Source organism: Arthrobacter sp. 10T419 (assembly GCF_056394105.1).
Genome location: NZ_JBFTHF010000005.1, coordinates 190,770 through 212,298, shown reverse-complemented (window position 1 = coordinate 212,298; position 21,529 = coordinate 190,770). Strand labels below are relative to the sequence as shown.

At 66.8% G+C, this 21,529-nt stretch carries 21 protein-coding genes; 8 read left to right on the top strand and 13 right to left on the bottom strand.

Going from position 1 to position 21,529, the window contains the following annotated elements:
* Window positions 1-561: 561 nt before the first annotated feature.
* The 4 genes from AC1DBD_RS11050 to AC1DBD_RS11035 all read right to left on the bottom strand — a co-directional run bounded on the left by AC1DBD_RS11050 (window position 562) and on the right by AC1DBD_RS11035 (window position 3,530).
* The gene (locus tag AC1DBD_RS11050) at window positions 562-1,230 is read right to left on the bottom strand and encodes a hypothetical protein (protein WP_476982125.1); all 669 of its coding nucleotides are present in this window, start codon (window positions 1,228-1,230) and stop codon (window positions 562-564) included.
* The gene (locus AC1DBD_RS11045; RefSeq protein WP_476982124.1) at window positions 1,157-1,822 is read right to left on the bottom strand and encodes an RNA polymerase sigma factor; all 666 of its coding nucleotides are present in this window, start codon (window positions 1,820-1,822) and stop codon (window positions 1,157-1,159) included. The genes AC1DBD_RS11050 and AC1DBD_RS11045 overlap by 74 nt, the downstream gene beginning before the upstream one ends.
* Window positions 1,823-2,119: 297 nt before the next feature.
* Window positions 2,120-2,431 (bottom strand): hypothetical protein, encoded by a 312-nt coding sequence (locus AC1DBD_RS11040; RefSeq protein ID WP_476982092.1) that lies wholly within the window; start codon window positions 2,429-2,431, stop codon window positions 2,120-2,122.
* Between the two features lie 208 nt (window positions 2,432-2,639).
* Window positions 2,640-3,530, bottom strand: a complete 891-nt coding sequence (locus AC1DBD_RS11035) for a sulfurtransferase (RefSeq protein WP_476982091.1) — start codon at window positions 3,528-3,530, stop codon at window positions 2,640-2,642.
* 48 nt (window positions 3,531-3,578) lie between these two features.
* Here AC1DBD_RS11035 and cds1 point away from each other — a divergent pair, with 48 nt between their 5' ends.
* The gene (cds1, locus tag AC1DBD_RS11030; RefSeq protein ID WP_441417324.1) at window positions 3,579-4,673 is read left to right on the top strand and encodes an L-cysteine desulfhydrase Cds1; all 1,095 of its coding nucleotides are present in this window, start codon (window positions 3,579-3,581) and stop codon (window positions 4,671-4,673) included.
* Between the two features lie 13 nt (window positions 4,674-4,686).
* On the opposite strand, the gene AC1DBD_RS11025 is transcribed toward cds1, so the two are convergent.
* Window positions 4,687-5,343, bottom strand: coding sequence for an MBL fold metallo-hydrolase (locus AC1DBD_RS11025; protein WP_476982090.1), 657 nt, complete (start codon window positions 5,341-5,343; stop codon window positions 4,687-4,689).
* 46 nt (window positions 5,344-5,389) lie between these two features.
* On the opposite strand from AC1DBD_RS11025, the gene AC1DBD_RS11020 reads away from it, so the two are divergent.
* Window positions 5,390-5,947, top strand: coding sequence for a Fur family transcriptional regulator (locus AC1DBD_RS11020; protein ID WP_476982123.1), 558 nt, complete (start codon window positions 5,390-5,392; stop codon window positions 5,945-5,947).
* A 70-nt stretch (window positions 5,948-6,017) separates the two neighbouring features.
* Here AC1DBD_RS11020 and AC1DBD_RS11015 read toward each other — a convergent pair whose 3' ends face one another.
* The 6 genes from AC1DBD_RS11015 to AC1DBD_RS10990 form a co-directional block, all read right to left on the bottom strand.
* Entirely contained in the window at window positions 6,018-6,896 is an 879-nt protein-coding gene (locus AC1DBD_RS11015; protein WP_476908575.1) for a metal ABC transporter permease, read from the bottom strand.
* Window positions 6,897-7,712: a metal ABC transporter ATP-binding protein gene (locus AC1DBD_RS11010; protein ID WP_441417321.1), complete on the bottom strand. Its 816-nt coding sequence runs from the start codon at window positions 7,710-7,712 to the stop codon at window positions 6,897-6,899.
* Window positions 7,713-7,776: 64 nt separating this feature from the next.
* Complete coding sequence (locus tag AC1DBD_RS11005) at window positions 7,777-8,694, bottom strand: metal ABC transporter solute-binding protein, Zn/Mn family (RefSeq protein ID WP_441417320.1); 918 nt, start codon at window positions 8,692-8,694, stop codon at window positions 7,777-7,779.
* Window positions 8,695-8,799: 105 nt separating this feature from the next.
* The gene (locus tag AC1DBD_RS11000; protein ID WP_441417319.1) at window positions 8,800-9,861 is read right to left on the bottom strand and encodes a hemolysin family protein; all 1,062 of its coding nucleotides are present in this window, start codon (window positions 9,859-9,861) and stop codon (window positions 8,800-8,802) included.
* Window positions 9,858-11,219 (bottom strand): hemolysin family protein, encoded by a 1,362-nt coding sequence (locus AC1DBD_RS10995; RefSeq protein WP_441417318.1) that lies wholly within the window; start codon window positions 11,217-11,219, stop codon window positions 9,858-9,860. The genes AC1DBD_RS11000 and AC1DBD_RS10995 overlap by 4 nt, the downstream gene beginning before the upstream one ends.
* Window positions 11,220-11,485: 266 nt before the next feature.
* Window positions 11,486-12,958, bottom strand: a complete 1,473-nt coding sequence (locus AC1DBD_RS10990) for a GuaB1 family IMP dehydrogenase-related protein (RefSeq protein WP_476982089.1) — start codon at window positions 12,956-12,958, stop codon at window positions 11,486-11,488.
* 268 nt (window positions 12,959-13,226) lie between these two features.
* On the opposite strand from AC1DBD_RS10990, the gene AC1DBD_RS10985 reads away from it, so the two are divergent.
* The 5 genes from AC1DBD_RS10985 to AC1DBD_RS10965 all read left to right on the top strand — a co-directional run bounded on the left by AC1DBD_RS10985 (window position 13,227) and on the right by AC1DBD_RS10965 (window position 19,502).
* A complete protein-coding gene (locus AC1DBD_RS10985; RefSeq protein WP_476982088.1) occupies window positions 13,227-17,042 on the top strand; it encodes a multifunctional oxoglutarate decarboxylase/oxoglutarate dehydrogenase thiamine pyrophosphate-binding subunit/dihydrolipoyllysine-residue succinyltransferase subunit in 3,816 nt (1,271 codons plus the stop codon).
* Between the two features lie 94 nt (window positions 17,043-17,136).
* Window positions 17,137-17,736, top strand: coding sequence for a GDSL-type esterase/lipase family protein (locus AC1DBD_RS10980; protein ID WP_441417315.1), 600 nt, complete (start codon window positions 17,137-17,139; stop codon window positions 17,734-17,736).
* Between the two features lie 157 nt (window positions 17,737-17,893).
* Window positions 17,894-18,721: a DUF4097 family beta strand repeat-containing protein gene (locus AC1DBD_RS10975; RefSeq protein ID WP_441417314.1), complete on the top strand. Its 828-nt coding sequence runs from the start codon at window positions 17,894-17,896 to the stop codon at window positions 18,719-18,721.
* Window positions 18,721-19,332: a PadR family transcriptional regulator gene (locus tag AC1DBD_RS10970; protein WP_476982122.1), complete on the top strand. Its 612-nt coding sequence runs from the start codon at window positions 18,721-18,723 to the stop codon at window positions 19,330-19,332. Before AC1DBD_RS10975 ends, AC1DBD_RS10970 begins: the two co-directional genes overlap by 1 nt.
* 95 nt (window positions 19,333-19,427) lie before the next feature.
* Window positions 19,428-19,502 (top strand): 50S ribosomal protein bL37, encoded by a 75-nt coding sequence (locus AC1DBD_RS10965; RefSeq protein ID WP_104061284.1) that lies wholly within the window; start codon window positions 19,428-19,430, stop codon window positions 19,500-19,502.
* A gap of 101 nt (window positions 19,503-19,603) precedes the next feature.
* Here the strand turns inward: AC1DBD_RS10965 and rsrA are convergent, their stop codons facing one another.
* On the bottom strand, window positions 19,604-19,876 hold the full coding sequence (gene rsrA / locus AC1DBD_RS10960) for a mycothiol system anti-sigma-R factor (protein WP_441417313.1): 273 nt from the start codon (window positions 19,874-19,876) through the stop codon (window positions 19,604-19,606).
* Window positions 19,873-20,790, bottom strand: a complete 918-nt coding sequence (locus AC1DBD_RS10955) for a sigma-70 family RNA polymerase sigma factor (protein ID WP_476982087.1) — start codon at window positions 20,788-20,790, stop codon at window positions 19,873-19,875. The genes rsrA and AC1DBD_RS10955 overlap by 4 nt, the downstream gene beginning before the upstream one ends.
* Window positions 20,791-20,980: 190 nt before the next feature.
* Between AC1DBD_RS10955 and AC1DBD_RS10950 the strand changes: the two genes are divergently transcribed.
* Entirely contained in the window at window positions 20,981-21,529 is a 549-nt protein-coding gene (locus AC1DBD_RS10950) for a DoxX family protein (RefSeq protein ID WP_441417311.1), read from the top strand.

Sequence of the window (21,529 nt, the reverse complement as noted above, 5' to 3'; positions counted from 1 at the left end):
GATGGGCCCCGCCGGGGCCTTGAAGTGAAGCAGCTCGCGGACCTATGCCGTCCTCCGACAGGTGCATTGAGCGCTTTATCTCAGCAGAGAGGGCACCCCGAGGTTGGTGCAGGTGTCGGGTGGGCCTGGGATGACGCTGGCGGTTCCCTCAACAACGCATTTCGTGAGGTGGGGAACGTAGTGTCCGGTGTGGTGCTCGGATGGCCCTGCAAGGAGTGGGTTGCCTTCGGCATCAAGGTCTTTTCCGTTCCAGCCGCCGGCCGTTCCCTGCGGAGCGGTGACCCCGGCCGGGATGAGGTCTGAGGTGATGCAACCGGGGTTCATGAAGTTCCTGTCCCAGAGATCGGTGCAGGCCGCAATGGGGTCGACGACCCTAAGCATCCCGGCTTGTGGATCTTGGCGGTCGTACCGTTCGTCGCTGAGTCGCCTGGGGATGCTACTGCGTCCGTCAGTGTTGATGCTGCCGTAGAGAGGCGGACGGCGGCCACGAGGGCTGCCACGGTAAGTGTTGTGGTCGAAGTTTTCATGGGCTCCTTCATTCGTTGGTGGGGAGGGTACCGGCTACTTTTCGAGCGCAGGAATGCCGAGTTCGGCGCAGACCTCGGCTGGGCCCGGGATGACCGCCACAGAGCTCTCAACCACGCACTCGGTGAGGTGAGGGACGTAGTTGCCGATTACCTTGGTGGCTGGATCCGGCCAGAGAGATTTGCCGTTCTGGTCTTTGTCCGCCCCTTCGGGGACTGGACGGTCCCCGGGCGGTCCAGGAGGAGGGGCCACGAAACCATCGGGGATGAGGTCATCGGTGATTCCGCCCGGGTTCATCTCACCCATGTCCCATAACCTGCTGCACTGGTTTATGGGGTCGGCGACCTGTTGCATTCCTGCGTTCTTGTCGTCGGGGTTGGGGTTGTTCTTCGAGTCGAATCCGGTGACGAAGATGCCGGTGCTGATGTACGGCGGTCTCGTGACACCCGGAGCGCCGGCGACCGGATACGTTGTGCTGAGCTCGGCGTGGAAGTAGCAACGAATGTCCCGTTTGTCTTCGACAGGCGCCAAGGCCACGTAGACGCCGGCGCCGGTGGTGCCGGCCAGAGCCAAGCCGGCGAAGGTGAGCGCAGCCGGTTTGCGCCACCAAGGGGTTGGTTTTGCTTCCCGTTTAGCTTCTTGAATGAGTAGGTTTCGGACCGCCGCCTTCGTATCGGCAGGATAGCGAACGTCTGAAAGATTCATGACAGCCTCGATTCCAGGATGGTTGCGGAGTCCCCGGCGTGGTCGAGGAGGTGCGGGGCGGCGGCACGGAGTTTCTTCTTGGCCCGGTGGACTCGGGAACGGACGGTGCCGATCCGGATGCCCGTGATGAGGCGGTTTCCTCGTAGGTGAGCCCGTTCATGAGGCACAGCAGGGTTACGTCCCGTTCCCCGTCGGTGAGGCCCGCAGTTCGGGCGAGTAACTCCCTGACTTGCCGTTCGGTGTCCATCCGCTCATCCACCGCGGTGGAATGGTCCGGAACAACCGATGAATGCGGAAGCCGGCCCAGGAACTGTTCATGCCTTCGGATGGAGCGGGCTTTGTTTCTGGCCGCGTTGGTGGCTACCCCAAGCAGCCAGGGAAGTAAGGAATCCCGCTGGAGCGTTAGGCCCCTGCGTTGCCGCCATGCCTCCAGGAATGTGATGGAGACGAGTTCCTCGGCGTCGTGCCACGATCCTGTCCTGCTCAGGCAGTAGCGGAAAACCGCATCTGAGTGCCGGTCGAACAAGACACCGAGAGCGCCGGAGTCACCGTCTACGCATCTCTTCCACAGCTCATCATCTTGTTCCCCCATTTGGTTCATACCTAGTAGTGTCCGGTCCTTACAGGAAAGTTCCCGCTCGTGGAATTCTCTTCGCGCTCTCGTCGTGTGGCACAACCTGCAGAGCCGCTCCCACAACGATGGGTGCGGGCTCCGGCGAGCTCCTGAGCAGGAGGTACTGGATTGAGAGGCGCAGGTCAGTTAGGCAAGCCACCGCCACCTGGTCCGCGCGAACGACATTCGGCGCGGCCGGGATGATTCGTGTGCCCATCTGCGGGCCCCCTTTATAGCCGTGCAGCCCCGGATGGTGTCTGGCAGGCCTTGAGAGAGCTATTTGGAGATCGTCGTGGAGTCGGGGTAGTAGCGCTGGATCTCGTCGACAGTCCTACCGGCCGCAACCATCTGTTCTACGGATACCAGGGAGCGGACTTCTTCGTCTGAAGACTTAGTGCTATTCCACGGACCTATCGTCTTGTAGCAAAAGTCATTCGGATCGTTGAGCTTCGTCTCGTTGTAGCACTCTGGGTGATCCATTTTTTCATATGCCACGTCGGACGCACCCGAGGCAGATGGCCCGAGAGCGGTCGAGATGCCGAGCGCAAAAAGTGGCGTGAGCGCAAGGGCCGCGATACCGGTCTTCATTCTCTTATCCATCATTCCCCCAAGTTGTCGATAGTTTCGTGAGCCTACAGCAAGGCCGAGCGGCAGAATGAGACCGGATGTCGTCCCCTTCGAACCGGCCGCTATGGGCCGGCCGCCGGCTTCTCCGCAGGACAGCCGGGTAGTTTCACGACAGACCTGTCGCGACGTTGGTGAGAAACCGCCCGGCCGGTACCGTCAGTTGGCCTAGTTAGTTGCCCTGCGTAGTCGCGGCCTGGACACCGCCATCCGCCCCCGCGCCGCCGTCGGCGGCAGCGCCGGTCACCACGGCATTGGAAGGATCGTTAGACCATTCCGAAAACGAGCCCGGGTACAGGGCCGCGGGGAAGCCCGCCATCTCCAGCGCCGCAATCTCGTGGGCCGCGGTCACCCCGGAGCCGCAGTACACGGCGGTCGGCAGACCCGCCTGCACGCCCAAGCCGGTGAAACGTTCGCGAAGCGTGGCTGCCGGGAGGAACCTGCCGTCCGCCGCCAGGTTCCGGGTGGTGGGTGCACTCACGGCGCCGGGAATGTGTCCGGCGCGGGGGTCCACGGGTTCTATCTCGCCCCGGTACCGCTCCCCGGCACGGGCATCCAGCAAGAGGCCGCTGCCGGACCATGCGGCTGCCTCAGCCGCGCCGATCACCGGCATGGCCCCGTCGGAGAGCACGACGTCACCCGCCTCCACATCGGGTTCGCCGTTCTCGACGTCGAATCCCTCCGCGCGCCAGGCGACCAGGCCGCCGTCGAGCAGGCAGACCGTCGGGAAGCCTGCGTTGCGCAGCATCCACCAGAGCCTGGCCGCGGCAAGGTTGCCGGTGTCGTCATAGGCCACCACCACGTCACCGTCCCGGACGCCCCAGCCGCGCGCGGACTCCTGGAACTGCTCCAGCGGCGGCAAGGGATGGCGTCCCCGGCTGGGATCGGCCGGGCCGGCAAGCTCGGTAGCGAGGTCCACGAAGACCGCGCCGGGCAGGTGCGCCTCCAGATAATGCTCCCGGCCGTGCGGGTCGCCAAGCGCCCAGCGGACGTCCAGCAGCACCGTCCGCGCGCCGGAGTCCATCCGTTCCTTGAGTTGGGCCACAGTCATCAAGGTGTCCATCCGCCCACTCTAACGCTGGAGCGGCACCGCCGCGGGTAGGCTGGTGCGGTGACAAGAGTGCGCCAGCAGGACCGGGTTTGGGCCGACGAAGCCATCCGCCGGATCAATGCCGAGAACAACAGATCAGCCGACACCCACCTCTATTCGGTACCCCTGCCGGAGCACTGGGGCGTCCAGCTGTACCTGAAAGACGAATCCACCCACCGCACAGGAAGCCTCAAGCACAGGCTCGCCCGTTCGCTGTTCCTCTTCGGCCTAGTCAACGGCTGGATCCGCCAAGGCACCACCATCGTGGAAGCCTCCAGCGGCAGCACGGCCGTCTCAGAGGCCTACTTTGCGCAGCTGCTGGGGTTGCCGTTCATCGCCGTCATGACCCGGACCACCAGCCGCGAGAAGATCGCGCTGATCGAACAGTTCGGCGGCTCGTGCCACTTGGTGGACCACGCCTCCGAGGTCTACGCGGCGGCCGAGGACCTGGCCAGCAGCACCGGCGGCCACTACATGGACCAGTTCACCTACGCAGAGCGCGCCACCGACTGGCGGGGCAACAACAACATCGCCGAGTCGATCTTCGGCCAGCTGGCGCTCGAAGAGCACCCGGTCCCCCGCTGGATCGTCGTGGGCGCCGGCACCGGCGGGACCAGCGCGACGATCGGCCGCTACCTGCGCTACCAACGGCACGACACCGGCCTCGCCGTCGTCGACCCGGAGAATTCCGCGTTCTTCCCCGGCTGGATAGCCAGCCGGGACGACGGCGCTACAGCTGGTGCGACCGGCCTGCCGTCCCGGATCGAGGGCATCGGCCGGCCCCGGCTGGAGCCGAGCTTCGTGCCGGCCGTGATCGACCACATGATCCAAGTGCCGGATGCCGCCTCGGTGGCGGCCATGCGCCACCTGCGCGATTACGCCGGGCTGCACGCAGGCCCGTCCACCGGCACGAACCTCTGGGGCGTGTGGCAGCTCATCGCCGAGATGATCGCCGAGGGGCGCCGCGGCAGCGTGGTGTCGTTGATGTGCGACGCCGGCGACCGCTACTCCGGCAACTACTACAGCCCGGAGTGGCTGCAGGAACAGGGCCTGGATCCGGCACCGCACGAGGCCACCCTCCGCGAGTTCTTCGCCAGCGGAACCTGGCCCGCCTAACCGGTAGCGGAACCTACACCTCCACCGATTCGCCGCTGGAGAGATGCCGGTATTCGGTGCCGTACCTGGCGCCGATCCTCGTGACGTGCCCTTCCACCAGGCCGCGTCCCGTGTCGTTCAGCAGGGCGTCGTGGATCGGGAAAGCCCGCGGCGCGCGCACGCCGATCACGAAGTCCACCACTTCACCCACCTTGTTCCACGGGGCGTGGATCGGCACCAGCAGGGTCTGCACGTCGACGCCGTCCGGGATCGCGAAGGAATCGCCCGGGTGGTAGACGTTGGAGTCGACCAAATAACCGACATTGGCGACCACCGGGATCTGCGGATGGATGAGGGCATGCTGGCCGCCAAAGCTCCGGATGGCAAAACCGGCTGTCTCGAAGTCTTCCCCCGCTGCCACAGTGTTGATTCGTTCCGCAGCCGCGGGCGCTTTGCCGCGCAATTGGGACGCAACGCCGTCGGGAGCGAAGAGCTGCAGCTCCTCGTTCTCCAGCAGGGCGTCGGTGACTGCGTCGACGTCGACGTGGTCCGCGTGCTCATGGGTGATCAGGACTGCGTCCGCGCCGGCGAGGGCCTGCTCAGCCTCGGAAAAAGTCCCCGGATCCAGCACCAGCACGCGGCCTTCCTTTTCGAGACGGACGCAGGCGTGGGTGAATTTCGTCAGCTTCATCCGGCCAGCCTATGGTGCCTTGCGAAGCGGTGTCCACGTGGCCCGGCTGGTAATCTGGGAGCCTGCCACTACCCGCAGCAAGACCCCCAGCGAAGCGAGTTCCCCCATGTCCCAGGGCGCCACAACCGGCGGCAGCCAGGCACCGGCCGAGGCCGCAGCCGCCGCCGCCAGCAAGGAACAGCCGGCGGGCAAGGAACCGGGCAAAGAGCAACGCGTCACTAAGCAGCGGCTGGCCGTCAGCGCCGCGCTGGACGAGCTGGCCGACTTCGTCAGCACCCAGGAGCTGCACCGCATCCTGCAGGAGCGGGGCACCTCGGTGTCGCTCGCCACCTCTTATCGGATCCTGCAGTCCCTCGCCGACGACGGCCTGGTGGACGTGCTGCGGAACGCCGACGGCGAGGCTGTTTACCGGCGCTGCGCGGTCACCGGACACCACCACCACCTGCTGTGCCGCAATTGCGGCAAGGCCGTCGAAGTGGAAGCACCCGCCGTCGAGGCCTGGGCGGCGCGGATCGCGAGCGAGCACGGCTTCACCGCCGTCGAGCACACGGTGGAAATCTTCGGGCTGTGCCCCGACTGCACGGCCCTGCAGGCCGGCCGCTAGAAAAAGCCGGTTGGCCCTGTCACCCGGGTCCCCAGCCGAGGGTCAGCCTCCCGGACGGCAATCCCATTACTCATGTTGTCTCCGGCACCATCCGGCCGTTGTTACCGCGCCGGTCCCGGATGCCGCCGATCACCCGGCACACCACGTAGATCAGGAAGGACAGCGTGGTGACGTAGGGGCTGATCGGGAGCCGTCCGCCGAGCGCCAGCAGTATCCCGCCCACCGTTGCCGTCACCGCGAAGACCACGCTAAGGAGCACCACGAGCCGCGGCGACGAGGTCACCCTCAGTGCGGCGGCGGCCGGAGTGATCAGCAGCGCCAGTACCAGCAGCGCGCCGACGATCTGGATGGACAGGGCCACGCTCACGCCCAGCAGCAGCATGAAGCCCAGCGCCAGCCCGCGCACCGGGACACCCCGCGCGGCGGCCACCCGGGGGTCCACGCTCGCGAAGGTAAGCGGCCGCCAGATGGCGATCAGCGCCAGCATAACGACGACGGCGGCAACCGCCAGGACCTGCAGCTGCACGGTGCCTACGGACACGATCTGGCCGGTGAGCAGGCCGAACTTGTTCGCGGCCCGGCCCTCGTAGAGCGAGAGGAAAAGAATGCCCAGGCCCAGGCCGAACGGCATGAGCACCCCGATGGTGGAGTTCTTGTCCCTGGCCCGGACCCCCATCAGGCCCAGCAGCAGCGCCGCCACCACCGATCCGGCGAGCGAGCCGAACACCACGTCGGCGCCGACCAGCAGGGCGAAGGCCGCGCCGGCGAAGGAGAGCTCGGAGATGCCGTGCACCGCGAAGGCGAGGTCACGCTTCATCACAAAGGTGCCCACCAGGCCGCCGAGCAGGCCCAGCACCGCGCCGGCCCAGATGGAGTTCTGCACCAGCACCAGTAGTTCGCCGTAGTTCTCGAAGTTGAAGATCGCATGGAGCACGCTGTCCAGATCCATCTAGCCCACCTCCCCTGCGATCGAGTGGGCGTCCTCGTGGTGGTGCGTCGTCGCGTCCGGCAGGCCCACCACGATCAGCCGGCCGTTGGCGCGGATCACTTCCACATGGCTGCCGTACAGATCCGACAGCACCTCCGTGGTCATGACTTCCTCGGGCGTGCCCACCCGGAAACGGCCGCCGGCCAGGTAGAGCACACGGTCCACGTAGTCCATGATCGGGTTGATCTCGTGGGTCACAAAGATCACCGCACTGTCCTGCTCGTGGCACTGCTTATTGATCAGCGCGCTGACCGCCTGCTGATGATGCAGGTCCAGCGAAAGCAGCGGTTCATCGCACAGCAGCACCCTGGGCTCCGTGGCGAGGGCCTGGGCCACGCGCAGCCGCTGCTGCTCACCGCCGGAGAGCTTTCCCACCGGGACCTTGGCGTAATCCTGCGCACCTACCTCGGCAAGCAGCCCGTCGATCCTGCGGTTCACCTTGGCCCCGCCGAGGCGGATCCCCCAGCGGTGACCGTCGACGCCGAGCCCCACCAGGTCCCGGGCACGCAGCGGGGTGTCCGGGTCGAACGATTCCTGCTGCGGGACGTAGCCGATCCGCCGGCTGCCCCGGGCAATGGGCCGGCCGTCCAGCACGGCGGTCCCGGAGCTCAGTTCCTGCAGGCCGAGCAGGACCTTGAGGAAGGTCGTCTTGCCGCTGCCGTTGGGGCCGAGGACGGCAAAGAATTCCCCGGGGCTGATATCCAGGTCCAGGTTCTCCCACAAGGTCCGGTTGCCGAACGTGAGGGAGGCTCCGCGCAGGCTCACTACGGGTGTCAACTGGGTATTCCTCGATTTCTGCTTAGGCCAGGTGCCCACGCCGTTGCGATTATCTTAGGCCGGGCTAGCCCCGGGCAAGGGCCTTGGCCAGGTTGTCCACGTTGTCGGACATCCACTGCAGGTACCCTTTGCCCTCGGGCAGGGTCTCGCTGAAGTCCACCACGGGAACACCCGCGGCGACGGCGGCGTCCTTGAGCGCGCGGGTCTGCGGTCCCTCCGTCTGCGGGTTGTAGGCCAGCAGACGGATCCCGCCGGACTTCACGACGTCGATGGCGGAGCGGAGCACGGCGGGTGGAACATCCGAGCCGGCTTCGATGGCGGCGCTGTATTCGGCCGGCGTCCGGTTCTGCAGGCCCGCGGCTTCCAACAGGTAGAGCGGCACGGGTTCCGTGACGGCGACGCCGCCGCGGGCCGCCGAGGCCTTGAGCGCCGACAGCCGGGTTTCCAGTCCGCCGAGCTCCTTCTTCAGGGCCGCGGCGTTGTTCCGGAAGTCTCCGGCCGAGGAAGGCTCGAGGGCGCCCAGCTTCTCCGCCAGCGCGTCGGCCAGCCGGCTCATCGCGGCGGGGCTGTACCAGACGTGTTCGTTGAACGCGGTTGAGCTCCCGGAGTCCAGCCCCGAGACCTTGACGGCGTTGAGCAGGTCCTTCCCGTCCAGCCCGGTGTCCCCGGCCAGCTTGTCCAGGAAATCGTCGTAGCCGCCACCGTTCTCCACCACCAGTTCGGCCTTGGAGACGGCCAGTTTGTCCTGCGTGGTGGCCTCGTAGGAGTGCGGATCCTGGCTGGTCCGGCTGATGATCGAGGTGACCCGCACCTTGTCGCCGCCGACGCTGCGGACGATGTCGCCGTACACGCTGGTGGAGGCCACCACCTCAACGACGCCATCGCCCGCACCGGGCCGGTCGCCGGCCGAGGTCGGACCGCAGGCCGTCAGCAGGAGGGTGCTGAGGCCGGCAAGGAGAAGAGCGGCGGCAGAACGGCGCACGGAAATACCTCGGATCTGTTATTGAGAAGCATTAGCAATACAACGAGTCTAACCCTAAATGGGAATCATTCCTATTTAGGGTCAGACCCGTGTTGCCTGCCTCCGCTAGTCCTGTCCGAGCCTGCGGTAGCCGGTTGCCTGCGTGGCGTCCCGGATCTCCCCCACCAGCTGCTCGATCACGTCCTCCAGGAACAGCACGCCCTGGGTGTGCCCATCAGGACCAATCACACGGGCAAGGTGTGAACCGGTGCGCTGCATGACGGACATCGCCTTCTCAATCTCGTCTTCCATAGCCAGGTTGGCCAGGGAGCGGATGCGGCTTTCCGCGATCGGGTGCTGGTAGCCGGCCTCCGGTATCGACAGCACGTCCTTGATGTGGAGGTAGCCGGAGAGCATGCCCTCGTCGTCGAGCATCGGGAAGCGGGAAAAACCGGTGCGGCTGACCGCCTTCTCGAACTCCTCCGGCGTCGTGGCGGCTTTGAGCATCACGAGTTTGTCCAACGGAACCATGACCTGGGACGCAGTATGTTCAGAGAACTCCAGCGCACCCGTGATCAGTCCCGCGTCGTCGTCCACCAGGCCGTGCCGGGTGGACTCCTGCACGATCGACTGGACTTCCTCAAGCGTGAAGGAGGAGGTCACCTCGTCCTTCGGCTCGATCCGCATCAGCTTCAGGATGTGGTTCGCGGACCAGTTGAGGGCCACGATCGCCGGCTTGACCGCCCGGGCAATGAAGATCAGCGGCGGGGCCAGCAGCAGGGCCGCCTTGTCCGCCACCGAGACGGAGATGTTCTTCGGCACCATCTCGCCGAAAGTCACGTGCAGGAAGGTGACCGCCAGCAGCGCGATGGCGAAGGCCACGACGTCGGCCATCTCCATCGGGACACCGAGCGCCTCCAGCGGAACGGCCATGAGGTGGTGGATGGCCGGCTCGGCCACCTGCAGGATCAGTAGCGAGCAGACCGTGATCCCGAGCTGGGCGCAGGCCAGCATGAGCGAGACGTTTTCCATGGCGCGCAGCGTGGTCTGGGCCCGCTTGGACCCGGACTCGGCGAGGGGCTCGATTTGGCTGCGGCGGGCGGACATGACGGCGAATTCCGCCGCGACGAAGAACGCGTTGCCCAGCAGCAGTATCGCGAGCCAGAGTATTCCCAGCCAGTCGCTCATGCGGCACCGGCCTTTCCGGCAGCGTCAATGCGCCCGTTGTTGCCGCTGTGCGGCTCGTGCTCCGGCGGCGCGGGCTTGAAGCAGATGCGGTCTATCCGGCGTCCGTCCATACGGGTGACGCTGAGCTTTCCGCCGCCGACGTCGACGGTGTCGCCCACGGCCGCGATGCGTCCGAGCTGGCTCATGACGTAGCCGCCAACCGTCTCGTAGGCCGCCTCATCCGGCACGGTGAGGCCCGGGATCTGTTCGGAGAGTTCGTCCGGGCGCAACAGGCCCGGGAAGTACCAGTCCCCCGAAGCGCTCTGCAGCAGCCCGGGGCGGACCTTGTCATGTTCGTCGGCCACTTCCCCGACGATTTCTTCCACGAGGTCTTCCAGGGTGGCGATCCCGGCGGTTCCGCCGTACTCGTCCAGCACCACGGCGAGCTGCAAATTGCCTTCGCGCAGTTCGGCAAGCAGTCCGTCCAGGTGGATGGTTTCCGGCACGCGGAGCACCTCCGTCATGATGGCTCCGGCTTCAAGGTTGGCGCGCCGGTCCACCGGAACGGCGATGGCCTTCTTGACGTGCACCACACCGCGGATGTCGTCCGAGGACTCGCCGATCACGGGAAAGCGGGAGTAGCCGGTGCGTTTGGCTGCCTCCACAATGTCCGAGACCGGCTGATGGCCGTCAATGGTCTCCACCCGGATCCGGGGCGTCATCACGTCCGCGGCCGTCCGCCCGGAGAACTTCAGGGTGCGGGAGATGAAGTTGGCGGTCCGTTCGTCCAGGGTTCCCATCGCGGCCGAGCGTCGCACCAGCGAGGCGAGCTCGGCCGGGGTGCGGGCGCCAGAGATTTCCTCTTTGGCCTCGAGGCCGAAAACATTCAGTACCTTGTTGGAGAAGCCGTTGAGCACGACGATGGCGGGCTTGAAGATTGCGGTGAAGACCAGCTGCGGCCGGGCGAGGGCCTTGCCCACCGGGAAGGAGAGTGCGATCGCCATGTTCTTCGGGACCAGTTCGCCGATCAGCATCGACAGCAGGGTCGCCAGAGCCATTGCGAGGACCAGCGAGACCGAGGTGGCGGCCGCTTCGGGCAGCCCGAGCGCGGCCAGCGGGCCCTCCAGCAACTTGCCCACCGAGGGTTCCATCACGTAGCCGGTGAGCAGGGTGGTCAGGGTGATGCCGAGCTGGCAGCTGGAGAGCTGCGTGGACAGGGATTTCAGGCACTTCAGCAGCGGCGCGGCGGCGGCGTCGCCGTTGTCCACGGCGCGCTGCACGGTGGCCTGGTCGAGGGCAACCAGGGAGAATTCAACGGCGACGAAAAAGCCGGTGCCGAGGATGAGGAGCAGTCCAGCTCCGAGCAGTAGCCACTCCATTTAGCGGCCCGCTTCGGAGCGGAGAAGAGCTGGCCGGGGGAAACGTCCCGGCGGAGGATGGTCAGCCGCGGCCGACCCTGTTTCCTGTAGGGCACTCTGTCCGTGGAACGATGCGTTCCGTGCAGCGGAAGAGTGATGGGCGCGTGAACGGGGTTTGCCGGCTCTGCGGGTGGACTGGGCGGGAACGGATTCCGTTCCGCGCTGACAGCCCCCAGGCCGGCACCTAGATTTACTGTCCATAAGAATTTCAGTCTACAGGTTTCGGTTCACCAGCTCTGCGGCACCGGGCGGCCTTCCTCGTAGCCCGCCGCGGACTGGATGCCGGCTACGGCCCGCTCCCGGAACGCCGCGAGATCGGCGGCACCGGCGTAGCTCATCGAACTGCGCAGCCCCGCGGTGATCATGTCGAGCAGGTCCTCCACCCCGGGGCGGGCGGAGTCGAGGTACATCCGGGAGGTGGAGATGCCTTCCTCGAACAGGGCTTTCCGGTCCTTTTCGAAGGCGCCCTCGCGCTGGTTGCGGTTCTGCACCGCCCGCGCCGAGGCCATCCCGAAGCTCTCCTTGAACTGGCGGCCGTTGGCGTCCAGTTGCAGGTCCCCCGGGCTCTCGTGCGTCCCGGCGAACCAGGAGCCGATCATGACCTGGCTCGCGCCGGCCGCGAGGGCCAGCGCCACGTCGCGGGGGTAACGGACTCCGCCGTCGGCCCAGACCCTGCCGCCGGCGTCGCGTGCCGCGGCCGAGCACTCCAGCACGGCGGAGAACTGCGGACGGCCGACCGCCGTCATCATCCGGGTGGTGCACATGGCGCCCGGTCCCACACCGACCTTGACGATGTCCGCGCCGGCCTGGATCAGCTCGCGGGTGGCCTCGGCGGTGACCACATTGCCGGCCACGACCGGCACTCCGGGGTCCAGGCTGCGGACCGCGGCCAGGGCGTCGAACATCTTCTGCTGGTGGCCGTGGGCGGTGTCCAGCACCAGCACGTTAACTCCGGCCGCGAGCAGTTCTGACGCCCGGCCGGCGACGTCGCCGTTAATGCCGACGGCGGCGGCCACCTTGAGCGCACCCCCGTCGTCGAGGGAGGGCCGGTACAGGGTGGAGCGCAGGGCGCCCTTGCGGGTCAGGACGCCGGCCAGCACACCGTCCTGCTGGACGGGCGCGAAGTCGGTACCGGCGGCGTCCATGGCGTCGAAGGCGCGGCGCAGGGAGAGCGCCATGGCGCCGGAATTAGCTGCGCCGTCGGCGTCGAACTCCGCGGCGTCGAGCACGAGCGGCTGGTGGCGCATCACGGAGGCAAGGGAAGCGAAACGGTCCTGGCCCTCGAAGTCCGCGGCCCGGACGACGCCGGCGACGGCGCCGGCGTCGTCCACAACCACCACCGCGCCGTGCGGACGCTTGCCCATCAGGTGCAGGGCATCGATCACGGTGTTCGAGGCGCGCAGGCTGACCGGCGTCTCAAAGACCGCGTGCCGGGCCTTGACCCAGGCCGTGACGCTCCGAAGCACGTCCAGCGGCACGTCCTGCGGAAGGACCGCCAGGCCACCGCGGCGTGCCATCGTCTCGGCCATCCGTTTCCCGGTCACGGCGGTCATGTTCGCGACGACCAGCGGGATGGTGGAACCGGTCCCGTCGTCCGCCGACAGATCCACGTCCAGCCGCGAGGTGACGTCGGAGCGGGATGGCACCAGGAAGATGTCCGAATAGGTCAGGTCGGTGGTCGGCTCACTCAAAAAACGCACGGCTGCTCCTTCATAGAGGGTCTCGGTTGTGATTCTAGAGGCACTCGGGCGGCGGGGCAGTTCCGGCCCGGGGGCGGTCCGCCGGGCCGGATCGGACGGCGTTGCGGCTCGTGGATGATTTGAGTCACCCTTATTGGCGGTTTGGCCGGAATCGTCACTAGACTGGCAAAGGTCTGGGTTCACTGGACGCGGAGAACTGGTTCGATTGACGTGCTGCGGCACCGTGGAAACCAGCGGGAATCAAACTCATGGAAGAGGCGTATTTCAAGTGCCAGAGCAGCCTAGCCACCGTCTACCCGAGGAATTTGGCGGAAACGAGTGGCTCGTTGACGAACTGTACGAGCGGTACCAGCAGGACAAGAACACGGTAGACGCCAAGTGGTGGCCGCTTTTCGAGTCCTTCGATGCCAGCGACGGTTCCTCGACCAACGGCGCCTCGGCAACGGCCGCCGCGCACCCTTCCACCCGTGAGCTTCCGGTCGTAGCACCGTCCGCCGCGTCTGCTCCTGCTGCCCCGGCACCGGCAGCCCCTGCTGCCCCGGCCGCCGCCCCGGCCCCTGCCGCTGCGCCCGCTCCCGCCGCAGCCGCATCCCAGAAGGCGCCGGCCACCGTCGCCCGCGACGGTTCGAAGACCGCCGAGCCCGGCGCCGGCACCCCCATCCCGGCCCAGCTGCCCAAGAACGTCAAGGCCCCCACCGCGCCGGAAGAAGACGTCGTCTCCGTGCTGCGCGGCCCGGCGAAAGCCATCGCGGCCAACATGGTCACCAGCCTGGAGGTCCCCACCGCGACGAGCGTCCGGGCCATCCCCGCCAAGCTGCTGATCGACAACCGCGTGGTCATCAACTCCAACCTCGCCCGCGCCCGCGGCGGCAAGGTCTCCTTTACGCACCTGATCGGCTACGCCGTCATCCGGGCGCTGGCCCAGTTCCCCTCGATGAACGTCTACTACGACGTCGTCGACGGCAAGCCCGTGGCCGTGCAGCCCGCGCACGTGAACTTCGGCATCGCCATCGACATGCCCAAGCCGGACGGCACCCGCCTGCTCATGGTGCCGAACATCAAGAAGGCTGAGACCCTCAACTTCTCCGAGTTCTGGCACACCTACGAGGACCTGATCAAGCGCGCCCGCAACGGCAAGCTGACCGCGGACGACCACTCGGGCACCACGGTCTCGCTGACCAATCCCGGCGGCATCGGCACCGTGCACTCGGTCCCCCGCCTCTCCAAGGGCCAGGCCGCCATCATCGGCGTCGGCGCCCTCGACTACCCGGCCGAGTTCCAGGGCGCCAGCGAGAAGATCATTGCGCACAACGCCATCAGCAAGGTCCTCACCCTGACCTCCACCTATGACCACCGCGTCATCCAGGGTGCCGGCAGCGGCGAGTTCCTGAAGCTCGTGCACCAGCTCCTGCTCGGCGCGCAGAACTTCTACGACGAGATTTTCGAATCCCTGCGCATCCCGTACGAGCCCGTGCGCTGGAGCCCGGACCTGCAGGTGGACCCGGCGGACGAGATCAACAAGGTCGCCCGGATCCAGCAGCTCATCCACTCCTACCGCGTCCGCGGCCACCTCATGGCGGACACCGATCCGCTCGAGTACGTGCAGCGCAAGCACCCGGACCTCGACGTCCTGACTTACGGCCTGACGCTGTGGGACCTGGACCGTGAATGGCCCACCGGCGGCTTCGGCGGCAAGCCGATGCTGAAGTTCCGCGACATCCTCGGTGTGCTCCGCGACGCGTACTGCCGCACCACGGGCATCGAGTACATGCACATCCAGGATCCCGAAGAGCGCAAGTGGTTCCAGGACCAGCTGGAGCACCCCTACTCCAAGCCGAGCCGTGACGAACAGCTCCGGATCGTCTCCAAGCTCAACGCGGCGGAGGCTTTCGAGACCTTCCTTCAGACGAAGTTCGTCGGCCAGAAGCGCTTCTCGCTCGAGGGCGGCGAGTCGCTGATCCCGCTGCTGGACGCCATCATCTCTGACGCCGCCGACGACGAACTCGACGAAGTAGCCATCGGCATGGCCCACCGCGGCCGCCTCAACGTGCTCACCAACATCGCCGGCAAGACCTACGCCCAGGTCTTCCGCGAATTCGAGGGCACCCAGGATCCGCGCTCCGTGCAGGGCTCGGGCGATGTGAAGTACCACCTCGGCACCGAGGGCACCTTCACCTCGGACAACGGCAAGGAGACCAAGGTCTACCTCGCCGCCAACCCCTCGCACCTCGAGGCCGTGGACTCCGTCCTCGAAGGCATCGTCCGCGCCAAGCAGGACCGCCTGGACGCGGGCGAGGCCTTCCCCGTGCTGCCGATCATGGTCCACGGTGACGCCGCCTTCGCCGGCCAGGGCGTTGTGGCGGAAACGCTCAACCTCTCCCAGCTGCGCGGCTACCGCACCGGCGGCACCATCCACGTGGTGGTCAACAACCAGGTCGGCTTCACCACGGCGCCGTCCTCGTCGCGTTCCTCCACCTACTCCACGGACGTCGCCAAGATGATCCAGGCGCCGGTGTTCCACGTGAACGGCGACGACCCGGAGGCAGTGGTCCGCATCGGCCAGCTCGCCTACGAGTTCCGCCAGCGGTTCCACAAGGACGTTGTCATCGACATGGTCTGCTACCGCCGCCGCGGCCACAACGAGGGCGACGACCCCTCGATGACGCAGCCGCTGATGTACAACCTGATCGAGGCCAAGCGGTCGGTCCGCAAGCTCTACACCGAGTCGCTGATCGGCCGCGGCGACATCACCGAGGAAGAAGCCGAGCAGCTGCTCCGCGACTACCAGGAACGCCTCGAGCGCGTCTTCGCCGAGACCCACGCCGCGCAGACGTCCCCGATCCCGATCATCACCGCAGATTCCGCCGCGGTGTCCGATCTGGAACGGCCCTCCGCCCAGCAGTCCGACTCGGGCATCGGCGCCCCGGAATCCACCGCGATCTCCACCGAGATGCTGGCCCGGATCGGCAAGGCGCACGTCCAATTCCCCGAGGGCTTCACGGTGCACGCCAAGCTCAAGCAGCTGCTCGAGAAGCGTGAGCAGATGTCCCGCGAAGGCGGCATCGACTGGGGCTTCGGCGAACTCGCGGCCTTCGGCTCGCTCAGCATGGAGGGCGTCCCGGTCCGGCTCGCCGGCCAGGACTCGCGCCGCGGCACCTTCGTGCAGCGCCACGCCGTCTTCCACGACCGCGCCAACGGCGATGAGTGGATGCCGCTGGCCCACCTCTCCGACGACCAGGCCAAGCTCTGGATCTACGACTCGCTCCTGTCCGAATACGCGGCCATGGGCTTCGAATACGGCTACTCCGTCGAGCGCCCGGACGCGCTGGTGCTCTGGGAAGCGCAGTTCGGTGACTTCGTCAACGGCGCGCAGACCATCATCGATGAGTTCATCTCCTCGGCCGAGCAGAAGTGGGGCCAGCGCTCGTCGCTGGTGCTCATGCTGCCGCACGGCTACGAGGGCCAGGGCCCGGACCACTCCTCGGCACGGATCGAACGCTTCCTGCAGCTCTGCGCTGAGGAGAACATGATCGTGGCCAACCCCACGACGCCGGCCTCGCACTTCCACCTGCTCCGCCGCCAGGCGTACAGCAGGCCGCGCAAGCCGCTGATCATTTTCACCCCGAAGCAGCTCCTGCGCCTCAAGGCTGCCGCGTCCTCGGTGGAAGACTTCACCACGGGCACCTTCCGCCCGGTCATCCCCGAGCACGAGCAGCTGCAGGCCGACGCCGTCGAACGCGTCCTGCTGGTCTCCGGCCGCCTGTACTACGACCTGCTGTCCACCCGGCAGAAGACCGGCGACACGACGACTGCGATCATCCGGGTCGAGCAGCTCTACCCGCTGCCCGCAGCGGAAATCGCCGCCGAGCTGGCCAAGTACCCGAACGCCGACGTTGTCTGGGCCCAGGACGAGCCCGCCAACCAGGGACCGTGGCCGTTCATCGGCCTGAACCTGCCGGATGCGCTGGACCGGCGCGTGCGCCTCGTCTCCCGGCCGGCCTCGGCTTCGACCGCGGCAGGTTCGATGAAGCGCCACGCAGCCGAGCAGGATGCCCTGCTCAAGCAGGCATTCGCACGTAAGTAAGACCAGGCTGCCCGGCCGGAGGTGGAACACCACGACTCCGGCCGGGCAGCTTCGTTTAAGGCTTTGAACCGGCATTGGGAATGAAGAGGTAGTCGTGGAAGATCGGAAGCTGCGGATCGCAGCCGTTGGAGATGAGTTGCTGGCCGGCCTGGGTGACCCCCGGGCACTGGGCTGGCTGGGACGGGTGCTCGCCCGCACTCCCCACGACGGGCTCAGCCTGGAAAGCTACTCGCTGCCGTGCCCGCAGGAAGGCACCGAAGGGTTGGCTGAGCGCTGGCTCGAGGAAGCCGGCCGCCGGTTCGGCCCGCAGCACGAGAACCGCCTGGTGATCGGCTTGTCCGGGCGGGACATCGAGTTCGGCCTCTCCACGGCCCGCAGCCGGCTCAACCTCGCCAACATCCTTGACTCCGCTTCGCAGAACAAGATCGAGGTCTTCGTCGTCGGTCCGCCGCCGACCCTGGACCCCGCCCAGAACCGCCGACTGGGCGAGCTCAACACCGCCTTCGCCGATGTCACCACGCGCCGCAAGCACCTGTACGTGGACACCTTCTCGCCGCTGCTGAACCACGAGCAGTGGCGCCAGGACCTCGCGGCCAACGGCGGAACGCCGGGCCAGGCCGGTTACGGACTGATGGCCTGGCTCGTGCTGCACCGCGGCTGGTTCCAGTGGCTGGGGATCGACGCGCCGGAGTAGGCCGCCGTCCGTCCGGTCCCGCCCGGCGGACCACGGTAGATTCTGTCGCGATATATCTTGACCCCTCAGGGGGCGCGATATATCGTGTTTCCATAGTCGCGATATATCGCAAGCACCGAGGCTCGCCTGATCGCACCCGCCCGCATCCGGAGGAAGCATGGAACAGAATTCGTGGACCGTTACGGGTCCCCAGACGATCGACGTCGACGGCGTCCGCTCGCTCAAGCTCGGCATTGTCCGCGGCCGCTTCGACGTCGTCACCCACGACGAGGACGTGGCCCGGATCGAGGTCTCCGAGGTCGACGGCGATCCGCTGGCGATCAGCCTCACCGAGGGCCGCCTCGAGGTGCGCCACCAGCTCCACGGCCCGCAGGGCTGGTTCAAGAACCTGATGGGCACGGTCAACAACAACTCAAGCAACAGCGTGGTCATCAGCATTGCCCTGCCGGCCGGTGTGGACGTCGAGGCCGGTACTGTCAGCGGCGACGGCATGGTCTCCGGCCTCACCGGGCACACCCGGCTGAACACCGTCTCCGGCTCGGTGCTGGCCGACGGCACCGCGGGTGAACTGGCCGTCAGCACCGTCAGCGGCGAGGTGATCGCCCGCAACCACCACGGCGTGCTGACCGCCAAGAGCGTCTCCGGCGAAGTCACCGCCTCTGGCGAATTCAGCAACATCCGCGCCAACACCGTCAGCGGGGACCTGAGCTTCGACCTGCACGGCTTCACCCAGGACTTCGGCGCCAACTCGGTCTCCGGCGATGTCACCATCCGGCTGCCGCACGACGTCGGCGTGGACATCATCGCGAAGTCGGCCAGCGGCGCGGTGGTGATCGACGACCAGCGGTACGCCCAGCCCGGCGGATCCGTGCAGACCATCGCCGGTCCCGATGCCAAGCTCATGCTGGTCCGGACCAACTCGGTATCGGGGAAGACCTCGATCTTCCACCGCCAGCCCAGCACGGACACCGAAGCGGGGCTGTGATGCCGCCCGTCTTTGCCCACGGCGCGCTGCGGCTGTACCTGCTGGCCCTGCTGGAGTCGGGCCCCAAGCACGGCTACGAGCTGATCAAGGCACTCAGCGATCGCTTCGGCGGCACGTACTCCCCCAGTGCCGGGACCATCTATCCGCGGCTCGCCAAGCTGGAGGAGGAGGGGCTCGTCGCCACCCACACCGAGGGCCGGCGCACCAACTACAGCATCACCCCGGCCGGTTTGGTGGAACTCAACAGGCGGCGGGAGGAGCTGGCCGACGTGGAGGACGACATTTCCGCCTCCGTCCGGCGACTGGCCGATAAGCTGCGGCAGGACATCCGGGTGAACATGCAGGGGCTGCGCGCGGACCTTGCCGCCACGGCCGAGGCGGCCCGCTCCACGGCCCGCAGTGCCGCCTCCCCCGCCGGGGCGCGCTACTCCAAGGAAAGCGACCGCAGGCTGCGGGAGGCCGAAATGCTGGTGCAGTCCTTCCGGGACGATATGCGGGTCGAGCTGCGCCGCCACGCCGCAGCCCGGCCGGTCACCCCAGTCACCCTTGAAACCGTCAAGACGGTCCTGGACCAGGCCCGGATCTCCATCCGGAACTCACTGGAGGGCTGAGCCGCACGACGGCGGCCGCCCGGTTCGCGGCCGGTCCGCCAATGTGGGAGACTTGAGGGCAGCTCTTTTGAGTACCAAGATTAAGGAGGCCAGCTATGAGCAAACGTGCACGTAAACGTCGTGACCGTAAGCGTGGCGGCGCGAACCACGGTAAGCGCCCCAACGCCTAAGCCAAGGCTTGGATATCAAGCTTTAAGCGAAAGACCCCGGAAACCTCACGGTTCCCGGGGTCTTTCGCTGTTTCTTGGCCCTTCGCGGGGCCCGGCGGCGCTCAGGCCTCCGCGTCGGCCTCAACCGCGCGGATCGAGTGGATCCGGTCGAGGATGGAATTCTTGAGATTCTCGGGCGCGGCCTCCGTGCAGGAGCGCTTCACCATCACGCGGATGACGCACTCGAGGTCATACTGCTCGTGGCACTCGGGGCACTCGTCGAGGTGGTCCTTGATCTCAGCGATGTCGTCGTGTGTCAGGGCCCCGTCGAGGTACTCGTAGATGCGCTGCATCCGGGTGTCGTCGCAGTCGCCCAGTCCCTGGCAGTCGCTCATTTCCTGTTCTCCTGATTGTTGCTTTCGGCCGCTGCGGCGGGATCGCCCGCGGCTTTGAATCCCCGCTCGGCCGCGTAGTCGGCCAGCATGTCCCGCAGCATTCTCCGGCCGCGGTGCAGCCGGGACATGACGGTCCCGATCGGGGTGTTCATGATGTCTGAAATTTCCTTGTACGCGAAGCCCTCGACGTCGGCGAAGTAGACGGCGAGCCGGAACTCCTCCGGAATCGACTGCAGGGCCCGTTTTACGTCCGAGTCCGGCAGATGGTCCAGCGCTTCAGCCTCCGCCGAGCGCAGGCCGGTCGAGGTGTGCGACTCGGCGCGGGCCAACTGCCAGTCCTCGATGGTGTCCGAGTTCGACTGCAGCGGTTCACGCTGGCGCTTGCGGTACAGGTTGATGTACGTGTTGGTGAGGATCCGGTACAGCCATGCCTTGAGGTTCGTTCCGGGCTTGTACTGGTGGAAGGCGGAAAACGCCTTCGTGTACGCCTCCTGGACGAGGTCCTCGGCGTCGGCGGGATTCCGCGCCATCCGCATGGCCGCGGAGTAAAGCTGGTCGACGTACTGCATCGCGTCGCGCTCGAAGCGGATGCGGCGCTCGTCGGTGGTCTCGGCAGTCGTGTCCAGCGGCTGGCCGGTGCCGTCCGCCGCTACGGTTTCCACGGCTGTTCGTTCCGCGATGGCCTCGTCCGCGGCTGTCGCCTGCGCCGTACTAGTGGCGGTGGCTGCCTTGGTGGGCTTGGCGTCGTCGTTTCCGGCAACCTCGTGCATGGCCGCAACGGCCGGATCCATGGTGCTCATTGCGTTCAAGTCTACTGTCACCTTCCGGCGGGTGCTCAAAGCCCCCGTCAGGGCCGCGGCCCACGGGTCCGCGGCGGCTTCATCCAGCAGCCCGGATTCTTTAACCAGAACCAAACCTCCGCCTTCCTGCACTGGCCGGATGACCGGCCGTGCCCATAGTTATTGCGCTGGTTTTCCCGCCCCCATTTCGGCTGGAATCTGTCATGCACAACCCCGCACAACGGGCAAATATTCCGCAAAAGTGCAAGACTAGAACCGGTTCTCCCGCACAGCGTCCGCGGTTCGTCCATCCAGGAGGAAATTCATGTCCTTTGTCCGCTTTCTCGCCCGCCCCATGCTCGCCTCCAGTTTCGTGCTCGCAGGCATGGACAAGCTAAAGAATGCGGATGACACTGCGACACAGCTGTCTCCCCTGCTGCGCCGCGCGGCTGAGTCCCTCCCCTTCCAGGCCGACGAGAAAGTCCTGGCCCGCGTGATCGGCGGCACCCAGGTGGGTGCCGGCGTGTGCCTGGCCCTCGGCAAGGCCTCCCGCCTGGCCGCCACCGTGCTCGCTGTGATCTCGGCGCTCAATGGCTACGTTGAATGGCGCAGCGCGGACATCTCGTCCAAGGAAGGTCGCGACGCCCGGCGCAAGCAGCTGCTGAAGAACGTCTCACTGACCGGCGGGGTGCTGCTGGCTTCCGTGGACACCGCGGGCAAGCCGAGCCTGGCCTGGCGTGCAGAGCACCTCGCCGCCGACGCCCGGAAGACCACCGCACACCTCGCCGCGGACGCCCGGAAGACCACCGGCAAGAAGCTGAAGAAGGCTGACAAGGCGGTCCGCAAGGCCGTCGACCACGCTGTCGGGGCCTAA